Origin of the sequence: Streptomyces gilvus (assembly GCF_022513565.1) — a bacterium.
In the GTDB taxonomy this organism is placed as follows: Bacteria; Actinomycetota; Actinomycetes; order Streptomycetales; family Streptomycetaceae; genus Streptomyces; species Streptomyces gilvus.
This window is the reverse complement of record NZ_JAKWBE010000011.1, coordinates 1-18,181: the sequence shown is the minus strand read 5'-3', so window position 1 is coordinate 18,181 and position 18,181 is coordinate 1. Positions and strand designations below refer to the sequence as shown.

Annotated in this window: 14 protein-coding genes; 12 read left to right on the top strand and 2 right to left on the bottom strand. The window is 72.0% G+C overall.

The annotated features are described in order from the left end of the window. Positions 1-323: 323 nt before the first annotated feature. From MKW14_RS18450 to MKW14_RS18440, 3 genes are all read left to right on the top strand, one after another. On the top strand, positions 324-587 hold the full coding sequence (locus tag MKW14_RS18450; RefSeq protein ID WP_003975777.1) for a WhiB family transcriptional regulator: 264 nt from the start codon (positions 324-326) through the stop codon (positions 585-587). A 173-nt stretch (positions 588-760) separates the two neighbouring features. Next, a complete protein-coding gene (locus MKW14_RS18445) occupies positions 761-4,426 on the top strand; it encodes a glycosyltransferase (protein ID WP_240863625.1) in 3,666 nt (1,221 codons plus the stop codon). Further along, entirely contained in the window at positions 4,423-5,952 is a 1,530-nt protein-coding gene (locus tag MKW14_RS18440; RefSeq protein ID WP_240863624.1) for a DUF5719 family protein, read from the top strand. Before MKW14_RS18445 ends, MKW14_RS18440 begins: the two co-directional genes overlap by 4 nt. A gap of 29 nt (positions 5,953-5,981) precedes the next feature. On the opposite strand, the gene MKW14_RS18435 is transcribed toward MKW14_RS18440, so the two are convergent. Continuing rightward, positions 5,982-6,431 carry a metallopeptidase family protein gene (locus MKW14_RS18435; RefSeq protein ID WP_240863947.1) on the bottom strand — a complete coding sequence of 150 codons (450 nt, stop codon included), beginning with the start codon at positions 6,429-6,431 and terminating at the stop codon, positions 5,982-5,984. 342 nt (positions 6,432-6,773) lie between these two features. Here MKW14_RS18435 and MKW14_RS18430 point away from each other — a divergent pair, with 342 nt between their 5' ends. From MKW14_RS18430 to MKW14_RS18395, 8 genes are all read left to right on the top strand, one after another. Further along, entirely contained in the window at positions 6,774-7,151 is a 378-nt protein-coding gene (locus tag MKW14_RS18430; protein WP_374116575.1) for a DUF3499 domain-containing protein, read from the top strand. 174 nt (positions 7,152-7,325) lie between these two features. Continuing rightward, complete coding sequence (locus MKW14_RS18425) at positions 7,326-8,690, top strand: phosphomannomutase/phosphoglucomutase (protein WP_240863623.1); 1,365 nt, start codon at positions 7,326-7,328, stop codon at positions 8,688-8,690. Between the two features lie 331 nt (positions 8,691-9,021). Further along, positions 9,022-9,192, top strand: coding sequence for a Trm112 family protein (locus MKW14_RS18420; RefSeq protein WP_133046004.1), 171 nt, complete (start codon positions 9,022-9,024; stop codon positions 9,190-9,192). A 487-nt stretch (positions 9,193-9,679) separates the two neighbouring features. Next, positions 9,680-10,807: an SIS domain-containing protein gene (locus MKW14_RS18415; protein ID WP_240863622.1), complete on the top strand. Its 1,128-nt coding sequence runs from the start codon at positions 9,680-9,682 to the stop codon at positions 10,805-10,807. Positions 10,808-10,877: 70 nt separating this feature from the next. Beyond that, positions 10,878-12,029 carry a mannose-6-phosphate isomerase, class I gene (gene manA, locus MKW14_RS18410; protein WP_240863621.1) on the top strand — a complete coding sequence of 384 codons (1,152 nt, stop codon included), beginning with the start codon at positions 10,878-10,880 and terminating at the stop codon, positions 12,027-12,029. A gap of 122 nt (positions 12,030-12,151) precedes the next feature. After that, the gene (locus MKW14_RS18405) at positions 12,152-13,132 is read left to right on the top strand and encodes a cation diffusion facilitator family transporter (RefSeq protein ID WP_240863620.1); all 981 of its coding nucleotides are present in this window, start codon (positions 12,152-12,154) and stop codon (positions 13,130-13,132) included. A gap of 281 nt (positions 13,133-13,413) precedes the next feature. Then, positions 13,414-14,871, top strand: a complete 1,458-nt coding sequence (gene ahcY / locus MKW14_RS18400; protein WP_240863619.1) for an adenosylhomocysteinase — start codon at positions 13,414-13,416, stop codon at positions 14,869-14,871. A 177-nt stretch (positions 14,872-15,048) separates the two neighbouring features. After that, positions 15,049-15,663, top strand: coding sequence for a hypothetical protein (locus tag MKW14_RS18395; protein ID WP_240863618.1), 615 nt, complete (start codon positions 15,049-15,051; stop codon positions 15,661-15,663). A gap of 80 nt (positions 15,664-15,743) precedes the next feature. Here MKW14_RS18395 and MKW14_RS18390 read toward each other — a convergent pair whose 3' ends face one another. Further along, positions 15,744-16,745 carry an RDD family protein gene (locus MKW14_RS18390; protein WP_240863617.1) on the bottom strand — a complete coding sequence of 334 codons (1,002 nt, stop codon included), beginning with the start codon at positions 16,743-16,745 and terminating at the stop codon, positions 15,744-15,746. Positions 16,746-16,875: 130 nt separating this feature from the next. Between MKW14_RS18390 and MKW14_RS18385 the strand changes: the two genes are divergently transcribed. Further along, positions 16,876-17,880, top strand: coding sequence for a stage II sporulation protein M (locus MKW14_RS18385; protein ID WP_240863616.1), 1,005 nt, complete (start codon positions 16,876-16,878; stop codon positions 17,878-17,880). Positions 17,881-18,181 lie beyond the last annotated feature (301 nt).

Here is an 18,181-nt window from a genome sequence, read left to right as displayed (position 1 = left end):
AACCTCGTTGTGATCCCGTGATCCGACTGTGATCCGGCTCGCTTCGGGATGCGCGTGGAACGAGATCGAACATCCGGGCGTCCTTCCCCGTACAAGGCTCTGTACGGGCCGGAGGCCCTCGGGGGCCTCGTCTGCATGTCAAGGTTTATGCCGATTTGAACACTTTCCGCATGGCCTTGGTTCCGCAGAGTGAATAAGGGGCCCAATAGCAGATCTCGGCTTGACTCGCCCGGAGCAGCACACTTGTAATTTCACTCGTGTCGTTCAGCCGGAATCGGTAACGGCTACATCACGGGGACGCGAAAGACAGACGAGGGGCGCACATGACCGAGCTGGTGCAGCAACTGCTGGTCGACGACGCGGACGAGGAACTCGGCTGGCAGGAGCGCGCGCTGTGCGCCCAGACCGACCCCGAGTCCTTCTTCCCCGAGAAGGGCGGCTCGACCCGGGAGGCCAAGAAGGTCTGCCTCGCCTGTGAGGTCCGCTCCGAGTGCCTCGAGTACGCCCTCGCCAACGACGAACGCTTCGGCATCTGGGGCGGCCTGTCCGAACGCGAGCGACGCCGCCTGAAGAAGGCGGCCGTCTGAGCGGACGGCCCCCACTCCCACGCAACCGAACGGCCCGTCGCCGGTGGGTTATCCACAGGCGGCGGGCCGCCTCTGTGCCCAGCCGATAGTGTGGTCGCTCGTCCGAGACGCCTCGCTGCCCCCACCGGGCACAGACGTCCACCGCAGTCCAGCGAACCGGGGCCCGTACCTCGATGTCCGTGCACAGCCACACGGCAGCCCAACACGACGCTGCCACGCCTGAGTTCCCGCGTCACGTGGTGACCGCGGTGCTCGTCTCCCACGACGGCGCCCGCTGGCTGCCCGACGCGCTCGCCGGGCTGCTCGGCCAGGAGCGGCCCGTCCAGTTCGCCATGGCCGCCGACACCGGCAGCGCGGACGACTCCGCCCAGCTGCTCACCCAGGCCCTCGGCGCCGACCGGGTGCTGCACCTCGCCCGCCGCACCGGCTTCGGCCAGGCCGTCGAGGAGGCCGCCCGGACCGCCCCCGTCCTCACCCCGGACGAGCTGCCCTACCTGAAGCGCCCCAGCGGCTGGGACCCCGTCACCCGCACCTGGCGCGACGACGCCTACGACATGCCGGAGCTGCCGCACGGCGAGCCGGTCCAGTGGCTGTGGCTGCTGCACGACGACAGCGCCCCCGACCCCGACGCCCTGGCCCAGCTGCTGCGCGTCGTGGAGAACGAACTGGAGCTCGGCCGCGACGACGTGGCCGTCGTCGGCCCCAAGCTGCGCGGCTGGTACGACAAACGCCAGCTGCTCGAGGTCGGCGTCTCCATCGCCAACTCCGGCCGCCGCTGGACCGGCCTGGACCGCCGCGAGCAGGACCAGGGCCAGCACGACCACGTCCGGTCCGTGCTGTCGGTGTCCACCGCCGGCATGCTGATCCGCCGCGACGTCTTCGAACAGCTCGGCGGCTTCGACAAACGGCTGCCGCTGATGCGCGACGACGTCGACCTGTGCTGGCGCGCCACCGCCGCCGGCCACCGCGTCCTCGTCGCCCCCGAGGCGGTCGTACGGCACGCCGAGGCCGCCTCCCGCGAGCGCCGCACCGTCGACTGCGTGGGCCGCAGCGCCGCCTCCCCGCACATGGTCGACAAGGCGGGCGCCGCCTACACCCTCCTCGTCAACGCCCGTACGGCCGCGCTGCCCTGGGTGCTGCTGCGCCTGGTGCTCGGCACGCTCGTGCGTACCATCGCCTATCTCGTCGGCAAGGTCCCCGGACAGGCCCTCGACGAGATCCGCGGCCTGCTGGGCACACTGCTGCGGCCCGAGCGGATCATCGCCGGCCGGCGCAGGCGCGGACAGCCGCAGATCGACAAGGGCGAGCTGCGCGCGCTGTTCCCACCGCCCGGAGCGACCGTGCGGGCCACCGTCGAACAGGTCGCGGGCGACCTCTTCGGCAGCTCCGACCCCGACGCCACCTCCGGCGCGGGACGGCACGGCGGCGGGATCGAGTCCGGACCCGGCGGCGACGACGCCGACTTCCTGGAGATCGAGCAGTTCGCCCGCCTCAAGCGCATCGCCCGCGCCCCCGGCCCGATGCTCTTCCTGGTCCTGCTGTTCGTCTCCCTGATCGCCTGCCGCGACCTGCTCGGAAGCGGCGCGCTCTCCGGCGGCGCCCTGCTGCCCGCACCGGCCGACTCGAGTGAACTCTGGTCGCGCTACCTCGACGCCTGGCACGGCGTGGGCGCCGGCGGCACACCGTCCGCCCCGCCGTACCTGGCGGTCGTGGCGACCCTCTCCTCCGCGCTCTTCGGTTCGACCGGACTCGCCGTCACGGTCCTGCTGGTCTGCTCGGTGCCGCTGGCCGGCTTCACCGCCTACTTCGCCTCCCGCCCGCTGGTCGAGTCGCGGCTGCTGCGCGCGTGGGCGGCCGTCGTCTACGCTTTCCTGCCCGCCGCCACCGGCGCCCTCGCGGGCGGCCGCATCGGCACCGCCGTACTCGCCGTCCTGCTGCCGCTCATCGCCCGCGCGGGCGTGGCGGCCGGCGGCCTGGCGAACCCCTCGGGCGCGCGCGGCAGTTGGCGCGCCACCTGGGCGTACGCGCTGCTGCTGACGATCACCACCGCCTTCACACCGATCGTGTGGCCGATCGCCCTGATCCTGGGCGTCGCGGTCCTGGCCGTGCGCCGCGCCGACATCACCGCCCACGCCCTGCGCTTCCTCGCCCAGCTGGGCACGCCCCTGCTGGTCCTCGCCCCCTGGTCGCTGACCCTGCTGCCGTCCGGCTTCTTCAAGGAGGCCGGCCTGGACTACGGCCGCTCGGCCGCCTCCGCCCTCGACCTGCTCGGCGCGAGCCCCGGCGGCCCGGGCACCGTCAGCGGACTCATGCTGATCGGCATCGTGCTCGCCGCGCTGGCCGCCCTGCTGCGCTCGGAGCGCCAGTCCGGCATCTGGGCGGCCTGGGTGGTCGCCCTGGTGGGCCTGGTCTTCGCCGTCCTGTCCAACGACTCGACCTGGGCGGGACCCGCGACCCTCGTCTACGGCCTCGCCCTGCTGAGCGCCGCCGCCCTCGGCGCCGACGGCGCCCGCGCGCGGGTCGCCGAGCAGAGCTTCGGCTGGCGCCAGCCGGTGGCCGCGCTGATCGCCTTCGCCTCGTTCGCCGGCCCGCTGCTGATCGCCGGCGGCTGGATGCTCCGCGGCGCAGACGGCCCGGTCGAACGGCGCGACCCCACCCAGGTGCCCGCGTTCGTCGCCGAGGAGAGCGGCACCCGCGACCAGGCACGCACGCTCGTCCTCGACAGCGACTCCACCGCGCGCGTCGGCTACACCCTGGTCCGCGGCTCCGGCGCCCGCATGGGGGACGCCGAGACGGCCGCGGCCGACGGCGAGAACGCCCAGCTGGACAAGGTCGTCGCCAACCTGGTCGCCGGCTCCGGCGCCGACCAGGCCGACCAGCTCGGCAAGTTCGCCGTGCGCTACGTCCTCGTCCACAACGGCGCGCCCCGCGACATCACTCGCGTCCTCGACGCCACGCCGGGCCTGTCCCGGCTGAGCCAGCAGGGCGGCAGCGCGCTGTGGCGGGTCGACCAGGAGGTCGCGCGCGCCACCATCGTCTCCGGAACCGGCGCCCCGCAGCCCGTCGCCGCCGGCCCCGTCGACATCCACACCACGGTCCCGGCCGGCCCCGACGGCCGCGTCCTGCGCCTGGCCGACACCGCCGCCGAGGGCTGGACGGCCACCCTGGACGGCAAGCCGCTCACCCGCACCACGGTCGACGGCTGGGCCCAGGGCTTCCAGCTCCCCGCCTCCGGCGGGCGCCTCGACGTCACCTACGACGCCCCGATCACCCACACCGCCTGGCTGTGGGCCCAGGGCGCCCTCGCCGTCGTCCTGGTCGTCCTCGCCCTGCCGGGCCGGCGCCGCGACGTCGACGACGACCTCCCCGAGGAGCCGTCGATCCCCGCCCAGGCCGTCGCGGGCGAGGGCCGCCGCGCCCGCCGCCTGCGCGCCCAGGCCGAGGCCGAGGAGGCGGATCAGAGCGAGGAGTTCCCGTCTCCTCCGCAGGAGGAGACCCCGGTCGCCGTTCCGCAGCAGCAGGCATACGACGTGGGGGTCCCCCCGGGCGAAGCCTGGGGGAGGGACTCGGCGACCTACGCGGGCGCCCAGTACGGCGACTACGCCGAGCAGCAGCAGTACCAGGGCGCCCAGCAGTACCCGGCGGGCTACGACCAGACGTACCAGGCGGACCCGTACCAGAGCGGCCAGTACGACCCGTACGGCTACGGCGGCCAGACCCAGGGGACGTACGACCAGACCGCCTACGACCCGACGTACCAGCAGGGTTACGACCCCGCGTACGACCCGGCGCAGCAGCACCCGCACGCCCCTGAGCGCCCCGACGGGAGTCAGCAGTGAACCGCACCACCCTGTCCCTGATCGCCGGGACCGCCGCGCTCGCCGCCGTCACGGGCTTCGCGTCGCTGTCCGCGCCGGGCGCCTCCGGCAAGGACACGGCCAGGGCGGCCGCCGAACTGCCCGTGGAGCGCACCTCACTGCTGTGCCCGGCACCCAGCACCTCCGACCTCGCCGAGACGTCGTACACGTCCTTCACGCCCGTCACCAAGGGCACGTCGAGCGACGGCAAGGCCGCGTTCCAGGCCGCCACCGAACAGTCGGCCGACGGAACGGGCGACGCCGGCAAGACGGACGGCAAGAACGGCGCCAAGAAGGGCGGCAAGAAGAAGACCGGCGCGCCGGCCCTCACCCCCAAGGAGCCCGGCACTCCGGTGACGGCCGACGCCTCCGGTTCGGACACGCCCGGTCTGGTCGGCACGGCCGAGGGGAAGTTCGCGCCCGGCTGGACGGTCCAGGAGACCATCGAGGTCGCCGCGGGCAACGGGCGCGGCCTGCAGGGCGTCAACTGCACCGCTCCCGACACCGAGTTCTGGTTCCCGGGCGCCAGCACCGCCGCCGGCCGCACCGACTACGTGCACCTGACCAACCCCGACGACTCCGCCGCCGTCGCCGACATCGAGCTCTACGGCAAGGACGGCGACCTCAAGTCCACGGTGGGGGAGGGCATCACGGTCCCGCCGCACTCCAGCGAGCCGATCCTGCTGTCCACGCTCACCGACCAGAAGCAGACCGACCTCACCGTCCACGTGAACGTCCGCAGCGGCCGGCTGGGCGCCGCCGTGCAGGCGCTGGACGACAAGGCCGGCGGCGACTGGCTGGCCGCTTCCACCGACCCCACGGGCAGCCTCGTCCTGCCGGGCATCCCCAAGGACGCCACCTCCGTGCGCCTGATCGCCTTCACGCCCGGCGACGCGGACGCCGACCTGAAGGTGCGGCTCGCTTCCCCGAGCGGTTCGATCACCCCCGCCGGCAACGAGACGCTGCACGTCAAGGCGGGCATGACGACCGCCGCCGACCTCGGTGACGTCACCCGCGGCGAGGCGGGCTCCCTGATCCTCACGCCGACCGGCGAGTCCGTGCCGGTCGTCGCCGCGCTCAAGGTCGTACGCGGCAAGGGCGCCAAGCAGGAGACGGCGTTCATCCCGGCCACCGCGCCGGTCGGCACGCGCGCGACGTCCGCCGACAACAGCGGCAAGGGCACCACCCTGTCCATCACCGCGCCCACCCGCACCGCCCAGGTCAAGGTCACCGCCTCGGCGGGCAGCGACGGCGGCACGGCGGTCTCGAAGACGTACACGATCAAGGCCGGCACCACCCAGGACGTCGACGCCCCGGTCCCGAGCGCTCTGAAGGGCACGTACGCGCTGACGGTCGAGACCGTGTCCGGCGGCCCCGTCTACGCCGCGCGCACCCTGGCGGCGACGGAAGGTGGCGTACCGGGCTTCACCGTGCAGACGCTGCCGGACGACCGGGGGACGGTCGCCGTACCGGAGACGGACCAGGACCTGTCGGTGCTGCAGAAGTAGGCGGGTGGGAAGTGGGCGGGCGGTGGGGGTCAGTCCTCGCCGTAGCGCGGGTCGACCGTCTCGGGGGTCAGCCCGAGGATCTCGGCGACCTGCTCGACGACGACCTCGTGCACCAGGGCGGCGCGCTCGTCACGCCCCTTCGTGCGGATCTCCACCGGCCGCCGGTAGACCACCACGCGCGCGGGCCGTCCCTCGCGCGGGGCGATCGTGCCGCCCAGGGGCACCGCCTCGTCGTTCCAGCTCTGCCCGGGGCCGTCCAGACGCGGCACCTCCAGGACGAGGAAATCGATGTCGGCGAGCTGGGGCCAGCGCCGCTCCAGGCGCTCCACCGAGTCCTGCACCAGATCCGCGAACGCGTCGGCGCGGCTCGCGGCGAGCGGCACCTGGGGCGGTGCGATCGGCCCGCGCATGCCGCGGCCGTGGCGGTCACGACGACGGGGCCCGGGGGCAGCGGCCCGGGGCGGTACGGGGTTGTCCATCACCGGTGAAGCGTAGTCCCCGCGCGGACCGGCCGCCCGACCCCACGCGGCATACCGGACGGTCCCGGGGGCTTGGTGGGCCATGTCTCAGGATGACCATTCCAGCCAAGGTTGGGCTCGATTCCGTATCTCTCCGAGACCGTCGATGTCGAGGCAAATGACGGTGTTTGTACGGAGTGTTGATCGGACGAGGGGCCGCCCGACGCCCTGTGAACGGACGTACGCGCAGGTCAGCGGTGGGTGTCGGAAGGGGTGTGTGGGGCGATTCACAGCACGACACGGTGGGGTGACCTGGGGGAGAGTCGTCGCGGCCCGCTCAAGAGTGCGGTACCGTCCAACGTCGTGAGCCCTGTACGTCGCTGTTCGCGAACCGCCTGCGGCCGACCCGCCGTCGCGACGCTGACGTACGTCTACGCCGACTCGACCGCGGTCCTCGGCCCGCTCGCCACCTACGCCGAACCCCACTGCTACGACCTGTGCGCCGAGCACTCCGAGCGCCTCACAGCCCCCCGCGGCTGGGAGGTCGTCCGCCTCCTCGACGGCTCCGCCCCGGCCCGCCCCAGCGGCGACGACCTGGAAGCGCTTGCCAACGCCGTGCGCGAGGCGGCCCGTCCGCAGGAGCGGGCGGCCGGGGCGGGCGGCGGCGGGGCTCGCTCGGCGGATCCCAGGGAGGTCGCGCGCCGCGGCCACCTGCGGGTGCTGCGCTCGCCGGACAACTGACCGACTCCCCTCCTGCGGTTGCCCCTTCCGGTGTTTCCCGCCGACGTCCTCGCCCGTACCCGGCCCTGATCCGAGGCAACGGGCAGAGAACGCCCTACTCGACGTCCGGTCGGCGCCCGCTCATCCGCTACGGGTAGTTTGTGGGCCACCCATAGGACTTCAGGAGGGTTGGCCGTGGCTGCTGATCTGTCGCAGATCGTGAAGGCGTACGACGTACGCGGAGTGGTCCCGGACCAGTGGGACGAGACACTGGCCGAGCTCTTCGGCGCCGCCTTCGTTCGCGTCACCGGGGCGGACGCGATCGTGACCGGCCACGACATGCGCCCCTCCTCGCCGGGCCTGTCACGCGCCTTCGCGCGCGGCGCGGCGGCCCAGGGCGCCGACGTCACCGAGATCGGCCTGTGCTCGACCGACCAGCTGTACTACGCCTCGGGCGCGCTCGGCCTGCCGGGCGCGATGTTCACGGCCTCGCACAACCCGGCCCAGTACAACGGCATCAAGATGTGCCGGGCGGGCGCGGCGCCGGTGGGCCAGGACACGGGCCTGGCCCAGATCCGCGAACTGGCGGAGGAGTGGACCGAGTCCGGTGCGCCGGAACCGGCCGCGTCACCGGGAACCATCACACAGCGTGACACGTTGACGGACTACGCGGCCCACCTCCGCTCCCTCGTGGACCTGACCTCCATCCGCCCCCTGAAGGTCGTGGTCGACGCGGGCAACGGCATGGGCGGCCACACCGTGCCCACGGTGTTCGACGGCCTGCCCCTGACCGTCATCCCGATGTACTTCGAACTCGACGGCACCTTCCCCAACCACGAGGCCAACCCGCTCGACCCGGCCAACATCGTCGACCTGCAGCAGCGCGTGCGCGAGGAGTCCGCCGACCTCGGCATCGCCTTCGACGGCGACGCGGACCGCTGCTTCGTGGTCGACGAGCACGGCGACCCCGTCTCCCCGTCCGCGATCACGGCACTGGTGGCCGCGCGCGAACTGGCGAGGAACGGCGGCAAGGGCGTGATCATCCACAACCTGATCACGTCGTGGTCGGTCCCCGAGGTGGTCAGGGAGCACGGCGGCACCCCGGTCCGCACCCGGGTCGGCCACTCCTTCATCAAGGCCGAGATGGCCTCGTCGGGCGCGATCTTCGGCGGCGAACACTCCGCGCACTACTACTTCAAGGACTTCTGGAACGCCGACACGGGCATGCTGGCGGCCCTGCACGTCCTCGCGGCCCTGGGCGGCCAGTCCGGCCCCCTGTCCTCGCTCGTGGCCGAATACGACCGCTACGTGGGCTCCGGCGAGATCAACTCCACCGTGGCCGACCAGAAGGCCCGCCTGGCGGCGATCAGATCGACGTACGGCGACCGCGAGGACGTCACCCTCGACGAACTCGACGGCCTCACCGTCACGTCCACCGACTGGTGGTTCAACGTCCGCCCCTCCAACACGGAACCGCTGCTGCGGCTGAACGCGGAGGCGAGGGACGAGGCGACGATGACCAAGGTGCGGGACGAGGTACTGGCGATCATCAGGGGTTGAGCAGGTTGTGGTGAGCCCGTCCGGCGTCCGGCGTTTGGATTTTCAGCCCGTCCGGCGTTTGAGGACGAGGCCCGAAGGGCCGATAGGGGTCCGGGGCGGAGCCCCGGCGGGGGCCCAGGGGGCGGAGCCCCCGCGCGGGGTCGAAGGGGCGGCAGCCCCTGGGGATGGGACGGGTAGGGGCGGCGGGGGCGAGAAACCGTCCCGCACCCCCACCCACCCGCTCCCAACCCCGGCACCCCGCCCCCACCGGCGGTACCCTGACCAGGCACATCCGCGCACCCCCGCACACCGACCCGCACGCGCACGCGTACCCGCCCCGAAGGGACACCCCATGCCGCTCGAAGCCGGCCTCCTGGAGATCCTCGCCTGCCCGGCCTGCCACGCCCCCCTCAAGGAGCAGGACACCGAGCTGATCTGCACGGGCCAGGACTGCGGCCTCGCCTATCCGGTCCGCGACGACATCCCCGTCCTCCTCGTCGACGAGGCCCGTCGCCCCGCGTAGAGCGAGCCGCCGCCCCGCGCGAAGCCGGCGCAGAGGCCACCCGCTCACAGACGACGACCAGCGCCGCCTCCAAGCCCCGCAGCCGGCCGCCGACGCGAGCGATGGCCCCCGTCACCGAGGCAACGGACGATCCCTGTCACTGACGTAAGCGACGAGCCCAGCCAGCCGAAGCCAGCGACGCAGCCGCCCCCGACACAAGCGACGCAGCCCGCGACCGGCGTATCCGACAGCCCGCAGCCGAGTCACCCGACAGCCCGCCGCCGACGTACACGGGCCGCCAACGCACTCGACACCCCCGCCGCCCGCACAAGCGACAAGCCAGAGACGAATCCCAGACAGTCCACCGCAGACAAGCCGCAGACAAACCCCGCAGACAAGCCACAACAAGGCGCCCCCCGGCCCACACCCCCGGGGACGCCCGCCCACACGCCCGCCCGCCAAGCCGCCGCCGGCACAACCGTCCCCGGCGATCGGAGGCCGCCGCCCCATGCTCGACGAATCGCTGCTCGACACCCCCGAGGCCCTGTCGGAGGCCGACCGCCGCGGCCTGCTGCGCGGTGCCGCCGAGGCCGGCGCCCGCGTCCGCACCGCCGCCCGGCACGCCGCCGAGGCCGGCGTCAACGACCTGAAGCCCGACGGCCGCCCCCGCGCCGTCCTCATCGCGGGCCCCGGCGCCGCCGCCACGCACGCCGCCGACCTCCTCGGCACCCTCGCAGGCCCCGGCAGCCCCGTCAGCCGCCTCGCCCCGACCGGCGTCGCCCCCGCGGCCGGCGCCCTGCGCTGGGAACTCCCCGGCTGGGCCGGCTCGGTCGACCTGCTCCTGATCGCCACCCCGGACGGCACGGAACCGGGCCTGTCCATCCTCGCCGACGCGGCCTACCGCCGGGGCTGCACGGTCGTCGCCGTCGCCCCCGCCCGCACGCCCCTCTCGGAGGCGGTGGAGGGCGCCCACGGCTTCTTCGTACCGATGGCGACGGCCCCGTACGACCAGGACGAGCCCCTGGCCGCGTCCGCCCCCGGCGTGCTGTGGGCGCTGCTGACGCCCCTGCTCGTGCTCCTGGACCGCACCGGTCTGCTCAGCGCCCCGGCGGACGCGATCGAGAAGGTCGCCGACCGCCTCGACCAGGTCGCCGAGCGCTGCGGCCCCGCCATCGCGACGTACAGCAACCCCGCGAAGACCCTCGCCGCCGAACTCGCCGACGCGCTGCCGATCGTGTGGACCGAGGGCACCTCGGCGGGCCCGGCCGGGCGCCGGTTCGCCGCCGCGCTCGCGGAGCTCTCCGGCACCCCCGCCGTCGTCGCCGAACTCCCCGAGGCGCTCGCCGCGCACAGCGCCCTCCTGGCCGGCCCGCTCGCCGCCAGCGCCGACCCGGACGACTTCTTCCGCGACCGGGTGGAGGAGCCGCCCGCACTGCACGCACGCGTGGTGCTCCTGCGCGACCGGCCGATCGGCGGTCTCACCGCCGCCCCCGCCGCCCGTGACCTGGCCCTCAGCCACGACACGCCGATCAGCGAGCTGGAACCGGACGAGGGCGGCGAACTGGAGACGCTCGCCGAACTGATCGCCATCACCGATTTCGCCGCCGTTTACCTGGCGCTCGCCTCGGGGGCCTGATCTTGACGCCTGCGCCCTGAAAACAGCCGTACACGCACGCGCGTACCGATCGACCGGCAGAGAGAACCGCATGGACCGCCTGGACAACACCATCCGCCCCTACGCCTGGGGTTCCACCACCGCCATCCCCGCCCTCCTCGGCGTCGAACCGAGCGGTGAACCCCAGGCGGAGATGTGGATGGGCGCCCACCCCGGTGCCCCCTCGCGCACAGCACGCGGCACCCTGGTGGAGGTGATCGACGCGGCCCCGGAGAAGGAACTGGGCCCGGGGGCCGTCGGCAAGTTCGGCCCCCGCCTGCCGTTCCTGCTCAAGATCCTCGCCGCCGGCGCCCCGCTCTCCCTCCAGGTGCATCCCGATCTCGCGCAGGCGAAGGAGGGTTACGAGGGCGAGGAGCGCCGCCGGATCCCCGTCGACGCCCCGTACCGCAACTACAAGGACGCCAACCACAAGCCCGAACTGATCTGCGCCCTCACCGAGTTCGACGGCCTGTGCGGCTTCCGCGACCCGCTCCGGGCCGCCGACCTGCTGGACGGCCTCGGCGTCGACTCCCTCAAGCCGTACATCGACCTGCTGCACGCCCACCCCGAGGACGCCGCCCTGCGGGAGGTCCTCACGGCGATCCTCAGCGCCGACCCGGAGGAGATGCGCCACACCGTCACCGAGGCCGCGGCCGCCTGCGCCCGCCTGGGCGGCCAGTACGCCCCGTACGCCGAGATCGCCCACCACTACCCGGGCGACCCCGGCGTCATCGCCGCGATGCTGCTCAACCACGTCCGTCTGCAGCCCGGCGAGGCCCTCTTCCTGGGCGCCGGCATCCCGCACGCGTACCTCAACGGCCTCGGCGTCGAGATCATGGCCAACTCCGACAACGTGCTGCGCTGCGGCCTGACCCCCAAGCACGTCGACGTCCCCGAACTCCTGCGCATCGTCCGCTTCGAGGCGAGCGACCCGGGCGTGCTGCGGCCCGAGGCATCCCCGGACGGCGAGGAGGTCTACGAGACCCCCATCGACGAGTTCCGGCTGTCGCGTTACGTCCTCCCCGAGGGCGGCGCCACCCACGACCTCACCCGCGCCACCCCGCAGATCCTGCTGTGCACGGCCGGTTCGGTACGGGCCGGCGAGCACGAACTGGCCCCCGGCCAGTCGGTGTTCGTCCCGGCGGGCGAGCAGGCCGAGGTGTCGGGCGCGGGCACGATTTTCCGCGCCACTGTGATCGTATGACCGGGGTTGTGGATACCTGAGACGTCAGTGCCGGGCGGGACTGCAAGAATGGCCCACCGGCAAAGGACGGGCAAAGGCCGACACCGGCCGGACGGACGAGGGCGAAGGGACAACGCGGACACATGAGCGCGTCAGGCGGCACCAGGGCGATCGTGGCGGCACTCGGCGCCAACCTCGCGATCGCGGCATCCAAGTTCGTCGCGTTCGCCTTCAGCGGCTCCTCCTCGATGCTCGCCGAGGGCGTCCACTCGCTCGCCGACTCCGGCAACCAGTTCCTGCTGCTGATCGGCGGCAAGAAGGCCGAGCGCGAGGCGACCCCGCAACACCCCTTCGGCTACGGCCGCGAGCGGTACATCTACGCCTTCCTCGTCTCCATCGTGCTCTTCTCGGTCGGCGGCATGTTCGCCATCTACGAGGGATACGAGAAGATCCGCCACCCCCACGAGGTGGAGCACTGGTACTGGCCGGTGGGCGTCCTCGTCTTCGCGATACTGGCCGAGGGCTTCTCCTTCAAGACGGCGATCAAGGAGTCGAACGAACTGCGGGGCAAGCTCTCCTGGTCGCAGTTCATCCGCCGCGCCAAGGCGCCCGAGCTGCCCGTCGTCCTCCTGGAGGACTTCGGCGCGCTCATCGGTCTGGTGCTCGCCCTTGGCGGCGTCGGCCTGGCCCTGCTCACCGGCGACGGCCTCTGGGACGGCATCGGCACGGTCTGCATCGGTGTGCTGCTCGTCTCCATCGCGCTCATCCTCGCCGCCGAGACCAAGTCCCTTCTGCTCGGCGAGGCCGCGGGCCTGGAGGAGGTCAAGAAGATCGAGGCCGCCGTCGTCGACGGCGACACGGTCACCGGCATCATCCACATGCGCACCCTCCACCTCGGCCCGGAGGAGCTGCTGATCGCCGCGAAGATCGCCGTGCAGCACGACGACACGGCAGCCGAGGTCGCCTCCGCCATCAACGCCGCCGAGGCCCGCATCCGCGCCGCGGTTCCCATCGCACGCGTGATCTACCTCGAACCGGACATCTACAGCGAGGCCGAGGCCGCCAAGGGCCCGGACCGCGAAGCGACACCGGGCGGCCCGGCTCCCCACCCCGCCGGCCACTGAACGGCCGTCCGTCACCCGCAACACACAGTGATCGGCCTGATGTGTTCGATGGTGGACTGGGGACCGCCGGGGCGACCGGTGTAGCTTGGAACCGAGCCAGACGTCGCTGCTGATGGCGGTCGGGCGGTCCCACCGCGGACCGACCGAGGGAGAGAGGGCCTCCGACGGACTGCGCTGCGCGTACGCGGGCATGCCTGTGTCCTCTTTCGGGCACCCCTGTGTCCGCCGCCGCGCAGATCAGCCGTACCCAACCTCGCCCCAACCCCGAGGAGCAGCTCGCAATGACGACTGTCGAAAACCGACAGGACTTCAAGGTCGCCGACCTCTCCCTGGCCGAGTTCGGCCGCAAGGAGATCACCCTCGCCGAGCACGAGATGCCCGGCCTGATGTCCATCCGCAAGGAGTACGCCGACGCGCAGCCCCTGGCCGGCGCCCGCATCACCGGCTCCCTGCACATGACGGTGCAGACCGCCGTCCTCATCGAGACCCTCGCCGCTCTGGGCGCGCAGGTCCGCTGGGCCTCCTGCAACATCTTCTCCACCCAGGACCACGCGGCCGCCGCCATCGCCGTCGGCCCGAACGGCACGCCGGACAACCCTCAGGGCATCCCCGTCTTCGCCTGGAAGGGCGAGACGCTGGAGGAGTACTGGTGGTGCACCGAGCAGGCGCTGACCTGGCCGGACAGCCCCACCGGCGGCCCGAACATGATCCTCGACGACGGCGGTGACGCCACCCTCCTCGTCCACAAGGGCGTCGAGTACGAGAAGGACGGCAAGGTCCCCTCCGTCGACACAGCCGAGTCCGACGAGCACCGCGTCATCCTCGAGCTCCTGCACCGCACCATCACCGACGGCTCGCAGAAGTGGACCCAGCTCGCCTCGGAGATCCGTGGCGTGACGGAGGAGACCACGACCGGTGTCCACCGCCTCTACGAGATGCAGCGTGACGGCGCCCTGCTGTTCCCGGCGATCAACGTCAACGACGCGGTGACGAAGTCGAAGTTCGACAACAAGTACGGCTGCCGCCACTCCCTGATCGACGGCATCAACCGCGCCACCGACGTGCTGATCGGCGGCAAGACCGCGGTGGTGTGCGGCTACGGCGACGTGGGCAAGGGCTGCGCGGAGTCGCTGCGCGGCCAGGGTGCCCGCGTCATCGTGACCGAGATCGACCCGATCTGCGCGCTGCAGGCGGCGATGGACGGCTACCAGGTCACCACCCTCGACGAGGTCATCGACAAGGCCGACATCTTCATCACCACGACCGGCAACAAGGACATCATCATGGCCGGCGACATGGCCAAGATGAAGCACCAGGCGATCGTGGGCAACATCGGTCACTTCGACAACGAGATCGACATGGCCGGCCTCGCCAAGATCCCGGGCATCGTCAAGGACGAGGTCAAGCCGCAGGTGCACACCTGGACCTTCCCCGACGGCAAGGTCATCATCGTGCTGTCCGAGGGCCGTCTGCTGAACCTGGGCAACGCCACCGGCCACCCCTCGTTCGTGATGTCCAACTCCTTCGCGGACCAGACGCTGGCCCAGATCGAGCTGTTCACCAAGCCGGACGAGTACCCGACGGGCGTGTACACGCTGCCCAAGCACCTGGACGAGAAGGTCGCCCGCCTCCACCTGGACGCCCTCGGCGTCAAGCTGACCACCCTCCGCCCGGAGCAGGCCGCCTACATCGGCGTCGACGTCGACGGCCCCTACAAGCCCGACCACTACCGCTACTGAGCGACCCGCACCGCCTTCGAGCGGTACGGCACGGCATGCTGGTGAGCGCGTCGGTGCGCTGACACCCTCACCAGCCGCCCCACCTCCGAGGCAGGCCCCCGCACCCCCGTGTCGGGGGCCTGCCCCTTCGGCCGCCCGGTCCATCGGCCGGACCAGCCCTCACGCTCCAGGACCCCCATGCCCCGCGGCCGTTATTCGCTCCACGATCCGCACGATCACACCCCCCTCGCTGAAGAACACTTCCAGTGCGCCCCCGGCCCCTCCGGCTGGCGCTACGTCTCCCGACTGACCACGCCGTCGGGCGACCACCACGGCTCCGTGGACCTCACCCTCGACGACCTGGGCCGCCCCATCCGCCTCGAACTCCACGCCGCGGACTGGCAGGTACGCGGCGCCGCCCTGGACGGCGTCACCTGGGTCCGTACGGACCCGACCGGGACCCATGCCACCGAAGGCAACGTGCGCGCCCACGCCTTCACCGGCACATCCCCCGCATTCCTCATCGCCACCACGCGTCTCCTGCGCCTCACCCCTTCCGCCACGCCAACCCGCGTACGCCTCGTAGCTCTCACCGATCCCGTCCTCGCCCCGCGCACCGTGGACCAGTCCTGGACCTTGGTGAACAGAGAAGCACACGCCACTGACAACGGCCCTCTGACCGTGGACGAATACCAGGTCACAGCCCTGGACACGGGAGAACAGCACGTCGTGCACATCGCCGGCGACGTGGTCCTCGCAGCGCCCGGAATCGAGCTGGAGGACCTCGAGTCGCCGCCGTCGACGTTCGAGTGACGACGAGGGGTGTCCAGGAGGATGCCGCTGTATGGGGAGTTGCCGGGAGGACGTGGCGCCAGACCCCAGCGCACGCAGGGTCAGGCCGGAGGCACGAACCCTGTCCGTCCGGTGGTCGGGCGGTCCGCGGGCGGCGAGGCCTGTGGCGGGGCGGCCGGTGACCCCTGCGGCTGAGCCGCCGGCGCTTCGAATGCCGGAGGTGCCGACTGCGGCGCCGCGCGGTGGCCTCCGAGACCGGCCTGTCCGGTGGCGGCTGGGGCCGCAGGCTGCGAGGACGGCGTTCGGGACGTGCTGCCGGAAGGGACCCCGTACGGATTCGAGCCGGCACCGGCCCCGTTCGCGAACGACCGCCGAACTTCCCGGGCCTGCCGCTCCTGCAGCACCGCCGCCAGATAGGCCGCCGGCGGAACGCCCTGCGGAACCGGCGTTCCGGTGTGGGACGCGAGGTCAGAGGCGAGCCGCTCCGCCATGGCCCACCCGACCTGCGGATCCAGCTGCTGCATGCGGGCCAGGTACTGGCGGACGGTGAGCCACAGCCCGTCGGGAACCGCGGACAGATCGAGCTCCGAGAACCGCCCGGCCAGCCAGGGCGGTGGCGGCGGCAGAAAACCGGTCCGCGCGACAGGCACCCGCTCCCGTACGACGAGCGTCCCGGCGAACACGTCCCCGAGCCGTCGCCCGCGCGCCGACACGAGCGAGGCGATGCACGCGATGACGCCGAAGGTCATCAGGATCTCGATCACACCGATCCCGCCCCGGACCAGCGCATGCCGGAACCGGATCGGACCACCGTCGTCCCGCACCACCCGCAGTCCACACGCCAGCTTCCCGAGGGAACGCCCATGGCTCAACGTCTCCACCGCGATCGGAGCGCCGACCAGGACCAGGACGAACACCGCGAGCGACACGGCGACCTGAGCCGCGTCGTCCAACGAAGCGGTGGCGGCGACAAGCGCGATGGTCAGGGCCACATAAACCGCCACGGCCACGACCAGATCCAGCAACACCGCCAGCGCCCTGCTGGGCAGCCTCGCAGGGCGCAACTCCAGCGCCACCGCCTCGCCCGTCACCAGCTCACTCACGCCCGTCGCCCTTCCCCTGGCCTGCCCTCGCAACGGCCAGTCTGCCAAGCTGAGGGCGCATCGCGCCGCAGTACGACAAGCTGACATCCAGGACGAGCCGCCGACGAGCAGCCGAGGAGCAGGCAGACCGATGGACCTCGACGTCTTCGTCACCGCGCACCGAGCCGAATGGGACCGCCTCGACGCCCTCCTCGGACGCCGGCGCCTCACCGGAGCCGAGGCCGACGAACTCGTCACGCTCTACCAGCGCACGGCCACCCATCTCTCCCTCATCCAGTCCAGCGCACCCGATCCCCAGCTGACCGGACGACTCAGCCAACTCGTGGCACGCGCGCGTAGCGCCGTGACAGGCACCCGCCGCGCCTCATGGAGGGATGTCACCCGCTTCCTGGCCCACGGTTTCCCCTCGGCCGTCTACAGATCACGGCGCTGGTGGGTGCCCACGGCTCTCATCTCCACCGTCATCGCGATCATTCTGGGCTGGTGGATAGGCACCCACCCCGATGTGCAGGCGTCCATCGCCGCCCCGAGCGAGCTGCGCGATCTCACGCGCCCGGGTGGCCAGTACGAGACCTACTACTCGAGCCACCCCGCGGCCTCCTTCGCCGCCCAGGTCTGGACGAACAACGCCTGGGCCGCCGCCCAGTGCCTGATCCTGGGCATCTTCCTCGGCCTGCCCGTCCTGTGGATCCTCTTCCAGAACATGCTCAATCTCGGCGTCGGCTTCGGCCTGATGTCCTCCGCAGGCCGCCTCGACACCTTCCTCGGCCTTGTCCTCCCGCACGGCATGCTCGAACTGACCGCGGTCTTCGTGGCCGCCGGCACCGGGCTCCGCCTCGGCTGGACCGTCATCGACCCCGGCCCCCGAACCCGCCGCACGGCCCTCGCGGAGGAAGGCCGTGCCGCCATCGGCATGGCGATCGGCCTCGCCCTCGTCCTCTTCGTGTCCGGCGCCATCGAAGGCTTCGTAACCCCCTCCGGCCTGCCCACCTGGGCCCGCATCGGCATCGGAATCCTCGCCGAGCTCGCCTTCCTCCTGTACGTGTTCGTCCTGGGCGGCCGAGCAGCGCGCAGCGGAGAGACAGGCGACGTCGAGGCGGTTGAGCGCAGCGCCACGGTCCCCACGGCCGCCTGATGTGCGGGCACGCCCGTCGAGCTGTTAGTCTCTCCTTCGCCCCGCAGGAGCCGTTGACACGGACCAGACGGGGAGGTAGATTCGAACAGTTGCCTGGAACTGGATCCAATCCGGTCGGCAGCAGTGAGTGTCTGTCTGCTTCTCGGAACATCGATTTCGAAGAAGCCACCTCCCGATGAATCGGAAACGAGCGGCCGGTCAGACCGGCTCGAATCTTCTGATAAAGTCGGAACCGCCGGAAAGGAAACCGCGAAACAAAAGCGGGAACCTGGAAAGCACCGAGGAAATCGGATCGGAAAAA

Bases quoted from the DNA above. Each gene is read 5' to 3' on its own strand.
- MKW14_RS18450 (WP_003975777.1), top strand. From the start codon at position 324: ATGACCGAGCTGGTGCAGCAACTGCTGGTCGACGACGCGGACGAGGAA.
- MKW14_RS18445 (WP_240863625.1), top strand. From the start codon at position 761: ATGTCCGTGCACAGCCACACGGCAGCCCAACACGACGCTGCCACGCCT.
- MKW14_RS18435 (WP_240863947.1), bottom strand. From the start codon at position 6,431: ATGGACAACCCCGTACCGCCCCGGGCCGCTGCCCCCGGGCCCCGTCGT.
- MKW14_RS18420 (WP_133046004.1), top strand. From the start codon at position 9,022: ATGCCGCTCGAAGCCGGCCTCCTGGAGATCCTCGCCTGCCCGGCCTGC.
- MKW14_RS18415 (WP_240863622.1), top strand. From the start codon at position 9,680: ATGCTCGACGAATCGCTGCTCGACACCCCCGAGGCCCTGTCGGAGGCC.
- manA (WP_240863621.1), top strand. From the start codon at position 10,878: ATGGACCGCCTGGACAACACCATCCGCCCCTACGCCTGGGGTTCCACC.
- MKW14_RS18405 (WP_240863620.1), top strand. From the start codon at position 12,152: ATGAGCGCGTCAGGCGGCACCAGGGCGATCGTGGCGGCACTCGGCGCC.
- ahcY (WP_240863619.1), top strand. From the start codon at position 13,414: ATGACGACTGTCGAAAACCGACAGGACTTCAAGGTCGCCGACCTCTCC.
- MKW14_RS18395 (WP_240863618.1), top strand. From the start codon at position 15,049: ATGCCCCGCGGCCGTTATTCGCTCCACGATCCGCACGATCACACCCCC.
- MKW14_RS18385 (WP_240863616.1), top strand. From the start codon at position 16,876: ATGGACCTCGACGTCTTCGTCACCGCGCACCGAGCCGAATGGGACCGC.